Annotated in this window: 2 protein-coding genes; one reads left to right on the top strand and one right to left on the bottom strand. The window is 62.9% G+C overall.

What is annotated here, in order from left to right; translation table 11 throughout:
* Positions 1 to 69: 69 nt before the first annotated feature.
* A complete protein-coding gene (gene fepD, locus DD606_RS25080; RefSeq protein WP_022650567.1) occupies positions 70 to 1,074 on the bottom strand; it encodes a Fe(3+)-siderophore ABC transporter permease in 1,005 nt (334 codons plus the stop codon).
* A 108-nt stretch (positions 1,075 to 1,182) separates the two neighbouring features.
* Between fepD and DD606_RS25075 the strand changes: the two genes are divergently transcribed.
* On the top strand, positions 1,183 to 1,613 hold a 431-nt coding region (locus DD606_RS25075; protein WP_129259453.1), incomplete at its 3' end, for an MFS transporter.

The following is a 1,613-nucleotide window of genomic DNA, read 5'->3' as shown; positions in this document are numbered from 1 at the left end:
AGACCGCCAGCAGCAGACAGGCGACGACCAGCAGGGCGACGCTGGTGAGTAAACGACGTGACGGGGCCATCATGCGCCACCCCCGCGTCTGCGTCGTACCAGGAAGATCAGCACCGGCGCGCCGATAAAGGCGCTGACCACCGAGACACGCAGTTCGCCCGGCACCAGCAGGCGGCCCAGCACGTCGGCAAACAGCAGCAGGGCAGGGGTCGCCAGCAGCGTTACCGGGAGGGACCAGCGGTGATCCGCCCCCACCAGCCAGCGCGCCATGTGCGGCATCATCAGGCCGATAAAGGCAATCGGGCCGACTACGGCGGTCGCGCTGCCGCACAGCACGGTGATGGCAAGCAGGCCCGTCAGCTGCGTACGCGCCACGCGGTTGCCGAGGGCGGTCGCGGTGTCACTGCCGAGGCTCAGGCTGTTCAGCGCCCGGCTTAAACAGAGCGCCACGGCGGCAGCGACGCTCGCCGGGATCACCACCACTTTTAAGGTTTCAAGGGTACGAATATCCAGCGAACCCGCCTGCCAGAAGCGCAGCTGGTCATACACGTCCGGGTTGAGCAGGGCGATGCCGTTGGACAAGCCTTCCAGTACCGCCGCGAGCGCTACGCCCGCCAGCGTTAAGCGTACCGGGCTGAGCTGTCCGCCGCCCTGGCTGCCGGTAAACGCCACCACCAGCGAGGCGGCCAGCGCGCCGCAGAAGGCCATCACCAGCTGTTCAGACGGAGAGGTGAAACCAAACAGCGCCGCGCCGAGCACAATGGCGAAACTGGCACCAGAGTTCACGCCGAGAATGCCAGGGTCCGCCAGCGGGTTGCGGGTGAGGGTTTGCATCAGGGCACCGGCAAGGCCGAGCGCACCACCGGCCAGCAGGCCGGCAAGGGTGCGGGGCAGGCGAGCGTCGAGCACGATGGTGCAGTCGGCGCTCTGACAGGTACCGGATAGCGCATCGACAATAACGGACGCGGGCAGCGGTTTTGCGCCGACCAGCAGGCTGAGTGCAATCGCAAGGATTAGCAGTAGCAATAAAACGGGCACGGCAAGGGCGCGCACCGCAGAAGAGGAAAACGACATAGCAACATCCATGATTTGATAATGATAGTGATTATCGTTATCTATCTTATTTGGCTATGTTAGCATGTGCGCCCATGGAATGGGTAGAAATAGACTCAAGGCTTTGTCATGAATCAAAAATCCTGGCTGCTTAACCTCAGCCTGCTCAAAACACACCCGGCGTATCGCGCCGTTTTTATCGCTCGCTTTATCTCCATTTTGTCCCTCGGTTTGCTTGGTGTGGCCGTGCCGGTGCAAATCCAGACCATCACTCACTCCAGCTGGCTGGTAGGGTTATCCGTCACCTTAACCGGCGGGGCGATGTTTATCGGCCTGATGGTGGGCGGCGTGCTGGCGGACCGATACGAGCGTAAAAAGCTTATCCTGCTGGCGCGCGGCACCTGCGGGGTGGGCTTTGTCGGGCTGTGTCTGAACGCCATGCTGCCGGAGCCGTCGCTGGTGGCCATTTACGTGCTGGGATTGTGGGACGGCTTTTTTGCTTCGTTAGGCGTGACGGCACTGCTGGCGGCCACGCCCGCGCTGGTCGGGCGCGAGAACCT

This window comes from Enterobacter cloacae complex sp. GF14B, from assembly GCF_004136805.1.
Lineage (GTDB): Bacteria > Pseudomonadota > Gammaproteobacteria > Enterobacterales > Enterobacteriaceae > Enterobacter > Enterobacter hormaechei_C.
The sequence above is the reverse complement of the archived record's forward strand: the minus strand, read 5'-3'. Positions and strand labels throughout refer to the sequence as shown.

Bases quoted from the DNA above. Each gene is read 5' to 3' on its own strand.
- fepD (WP_022650567.1), bottom strand. From the start codon at position 1,074: ATGTCGTTTTCCTCTTCTGCGGTGCGCGCCCTTGCCGTGCCCGTTTTA.